The sequence below is a fragment of the Pontimicrobium sp. MEBiC01747 genome, assembly GCF_053601635.1.
The window spans coordinates 1-4,009 of the sequence record NZ_JBSHNS010000422.1; the positions used below are offsets into that span (position 1 = coordinate 1).

6 protein-coding genes are annotated in these 4,009 nt (G+C 31.2%); 1 reads left to right on the forward strand and 5 read right to left on the reverse strand.

Features of this window, described 5'->3' with window-relative positions; translation table 11 throughout:
- Positions 1-848 (forward strand): hypothetical protein (locus ACVC2P_RS13730; RefSeq protein WP_452599024.1); only part of this gene is annotated, 848 nt, incomplete at its 5' end.
- A gap of 36 nt (positions 849-884) precedes the next feature.
- On the opposite strand, the gene ACVC2P_RS13735 is transcribed toward ACVC2P_RS13730, so the two are convergent.
- Genes ACVC2P_RS13735 through ACVC2P_RS13755 form a run of 5 tightly spaced genes read right to left on the reverse strand, consistent with a single transcriptional unit; the run spans position 885 to position 3,804 of the window.
- On the reverse strand, positions 885-1,169 hold the full coding sequence (locus tag ACVC2P_RS13735) for a chaperone modulator CbpM (protein ID WP_452599025.1): 285 nt from the start codon (positions 1,167-1,169) through the stop codon (positions 885-887).
- A 3-nt stretch (positions 1,170-1,172) separates the two neighbouring features.
- Positions 1,173-2,081, reverse strand: a complete 909-nt coding sequence (locus ACVC2P_RS13740; protein ID WP_452599026.1) for a DnaJ C-terminal domain-containing protein — start codon at positions 2,079-2,081, stop codon at positions 1,173-1,175.
- Complete coding sequence (locus ACVC2P_RS13745) at positions 2,081-2,734, reverse strand: hypothetical protein (protein ID WP_452599027.1); 654 nt, start codon at positions 2,732-2,734, stop codon at positions 2,081-2,083. The genes ACVC2P_RS13740 and ACVC2P_RS13745 overlap by 1 nt, the downstream gene beginning before the upstream one ends.
- Positions 2,735-2,774: 40 nt before the next feature.
- Positions 2,775-3,245, reverse strand: coding sequence for a hypothetical protein (locus tag ACVC2P_RS13750; protein ID WP_452599028.1), 471 nt, complete (start codon positions 3,243-3,245; stop codon positions 2,775-2,777).
- 49 nt (positions 3,246-3,294) lie between these two features.
- Entirely contained in the window at positions 3,295-3,804 is a 510-nt protein-coding gene (locus ACVC2P_RS13755; protein ID WP_452599029.1) for a hypothetical protein, read from the reverse strand.
- Positions 3,805-4,009: the final 205 nt, after the last annotated feature.

Consider the following 4,009-nt stretch of genomic DNA (forward strand, 5'->3'; position numbering starts at 1 on the left):
GTTTACAACTTCCATTAGAAGAGCTAGACGCTGCTATTGCTACGATGCGTACGCACAGTAGTATTTTAAAGGAAAAAAGAGAAGATTATTTCTTTCAGCTAGAAGGACGCATTAAAAATTTACAACAACAAACGCATACCCTATTTGAAACATTCAGGAAAGAATTGGTTTCAAAGTATGTTTCACCATTAGAAAATGAAAAAACAGCGACCCTACAACAAATAGACAACAAGGGATATGACTTTGTTTTAAGCAATGTAGGAACAAAAATTTTGGTTGCATTTCAGCAAAAAAAAGAAGAAGTTGAACAGCAAATTATCATTCATTTTAAAAAACAAATCGAAGAAGACCTCAACCAATCGGGGCAATTTCTTCAAAAATTAATGAGTGGTTCTGTATTGAATGAAGACATAGAAGTGAGCCATTGGGTGGATGAATTTGATTTAAATACCTATTCTAGTTTTTATTTCAGAAAAGTTGCTCCACATTCTTCCAAGCCCCAAAACGACCATCATTCGAACAAAGTATTTTTTAAAAAATGGAGGTTAGAAGCCCAAAGAAAACAGCTTGTAAAATCCATAGCATCCCTTATACTTTCTAATGCTGCCAATAGCGCAGCCGATATTCAATATAAAATAAGAGAAGGGTATCGCAGTTTCTATGACCACTTAATAAAAAGTCAATTGGCTTTATTACAATCGTTAGAAACTTCTGCAAAAAAGGTACAACGAAAACGGTCTCAAAAAACCCACGCTAGTAAACAAGAAATTCAACAACTACATGATTACATTTTAGATAATAAAAAATTACTTGAAAGCATAGTGTTAACTGATAGTTTAATGTTGTAACACAAACTATGTAGTCCTAAGTGTTTTTAAAATAAACTAATCTTCATACAAACCCAATCGATTTCTCAACTGGTTCATTTCTAAAGACATATTTTCTACGCGTTCCAATAAATTTAGAATCACATCAATGCCTTCAAAATTAATATTCATTTCTTGATGAAAACGAAATATTTTCTCCACTTTCGGCAATGTTTCAAATGCGATAAATTCACTTTTTTCAATAGTAATAAAACCAAATTCTTCTAGTGAAATGATGTATTCTTGTTCTATGTTATGACTGGCACAGAGCTCTTTTATTGATATTAGATTTTTTGTGCTCATCGGTTATTTTTTTAATGCTGCTAATTTTTTAAACAATTCCTTTTCTTCTTCAGAAAGATTCTTTGGCATATTAACGGTAAATGTAATATATAAATCACCAAACTGTCCTTCTTTTTTATAAACTGGGAAGCCTTTTCCTTTTAATTTTACTTTAGTACCGTTTTGGGTTTCTGGTTTAATTTTCAATTTGACTTTACCGTTAAAAGTATCCACAGTTATTTCGCCACCTAAAATAGCAGTGTATAAATCTACATTCACATTTTTATAAAGATTGGTTTTATCACGTTTAAATGCTGTGGTATTATTGATTACAAATGTGATGTACAAATCGCCTTTGGGGCCACCATTAGCTCCAAGACTACCGTGACCTTTTATTTTTATCGTCTGACCATTTTCTACTCCTGCAGGTATGGTAATACGAATATTTTTTCCGTTTACATTAAGTGTTCGCTTATTACTCTCATACACATCTTTTAAGTCGAGATGTAATTCTGCATTAAAATCTTGTCCTCTATATTTTACATTTTGAGAGCGACCACCACCAGCTCCACCAAACATTGAACTAAAGAAATCTGAAAAATCTCCACCTTCAAAATCTTCTTGTGTAAAGCTCCTTCCTTGATACTGTTGACCACTGTAATGGTGTTGTTGTCGTTGCTGCTGCTTTGCTTTTTCAAATTCTTCAGCGTGTTTCCAGTTTTCACCGTACTGGTCGTACTTTTTACGGTTTTCTGGGTTACTTAAGACTTCATTAGCCTCATTAATATCTTTGAACTTTTTTTCAGTCTCAACATCATTAGGGTTCACATCTGGATGATATTTTCGTGCTAATTTGCGGTAGGCTTTTTTTATGTCTTTATCGGTAGCGTCTTTAGAAACTCCCAATACTTTATAATAATCTATATAATCCATTAATTAATTTGTAGTAAATTTTGTTGTTTTAGCGCTTTAATGAAGGTTTTGTTATACTTTTTCACACCATCATTAATAATTGAATCCATATCCTTTTTAGGTTCTTTTACATCAATGTATGCGCGCCAAATGGATTTCCATTCTTCGCCATCTCCACAACTACAGTATAAGGATGAATATACATGATATGTTTCATAGATACCTTGATTTTTATCGTCTTCAATTGTATTTTTAGGTGTATCTGTTAGAAAACTGCTCCATAAGGTAGTTAAATCACTAAAAACTCTTGCTGCGGTTTTTGTTTTTTCTTGCTTGTATACTCTAGTAACTAAAACAGCATCAAAATCTTCTCTAACCAATTCAGTTTCTAAAACTCTTAATTGTGCTTCGTTTTTAGGCAAACTTGCATAAGTCTCATCAAAAGCATCTAAACTCCTTTCTGCTTTTACGCCTTCTAGTTTCAATTTAGCAACCAAATCATTTTCAAAAGCGGTTCTGGCTTTTAGGTTTTCAGACATTCCAATGACTAAAACTTTTGAGAATGTAATCGTTTTACTATCTGGCCTTCTCCATTCATTCACTAACTTACTAGAAGTACAACTACTAATAACAAGTGTTATTAATAGAATAGTTAAAACAGAATATAATTTCATAGTTTTCTTTAAAATTAATTGAGTTATTAAAGATAAAAATTTAATTATGAATTATTTTATCGTTGAGTTCTTCAAGGTTTCTATTGAATGCTAACAACCAATTTTTTATTTTTTTTGCTTGATCTGGATGGGACTTCGATGAAAAATAGACTCCATCTTTTGTCTTAATCCAAATCGTTAAAAGGACACCTGACAATGTTTTGTTTGGTGTTACTCTTGTATAAATATCTACTTCTTCATTATTGAGTAACGGAAATTTTACTTCTTTGGAATGCATTTCATAATTCCCTTTTTCAACAAAAGTAATGTAGGTCTTTCCACCATGATTTTCAATAAATTTTTCCCAATGATACAACACAAACCCTTCATTTAATCCAATAATGTTTGTGGTAAAACTATTGGCATACCGGTTGTATGGAAGTGACTCTTCTATTACTTGAAACGATTGTTGTGCTAACAAGCTAGTAATTGCCATAAACACTAAACTTAGTGTCATAAATTGCTTTTTCATTTTCCTTTAATTTTAATAAAACATCAACCTTATTCAATAAGTATTTTTTTTAATTATTACCTTTTCTTCTGTCATCTTCTGGTGTCGCAGGAATAATTGCTCTCTGTTGCCCTTGCATAAATTGTTGTTGCATTGCTTGCATTTTCTCACGGATACTTTTCATATCTGGTATTCCCTTTCCAAAGTCGTTTCCGAAGAAATTATCGCTGAAAAATTCTTCCATAAATAACGAGTCTTTTTTAAAAAACTCAGGAAAATCATTTCCCATAGAGCTCGAAAAGTGTTGACTAAATTTTGATTGAAAAGATTGCATAACACTATCCATTTGTTGTCGTTTAATTCCTTTCACATTATCTGAAGATGATGACCATGAATAAATAGAATCATATTGTATAAGATTACCATTTTCATCAACTTCTTTGTTTACTGTCCAATTACCTTTGGGTTTTACAATTTTTGAAATCGATTTGTTTTGCTCTATTTGTCTTTCTTTTTTGTCTTGTGCGTTACAACTGGTAGCTAAAATTGCTACCAATGAAAGTGTGATTAACTTTTTCATTTTTATCAATTTTAAATTAGACTTTTATTCATCTATTTTATGACAAATTAAATACCAATCAGATAGAAATTCACTATTTGTCAGTTTCATTTTGTCTATAACAAATTTCGTAAAGACTAAAATGGATTACTAGTAAATTGAATTATTTGAAGTACAGATTTCAGCATAGTGAACATAAAAAAGCGGAACCACATGATTGTAATTC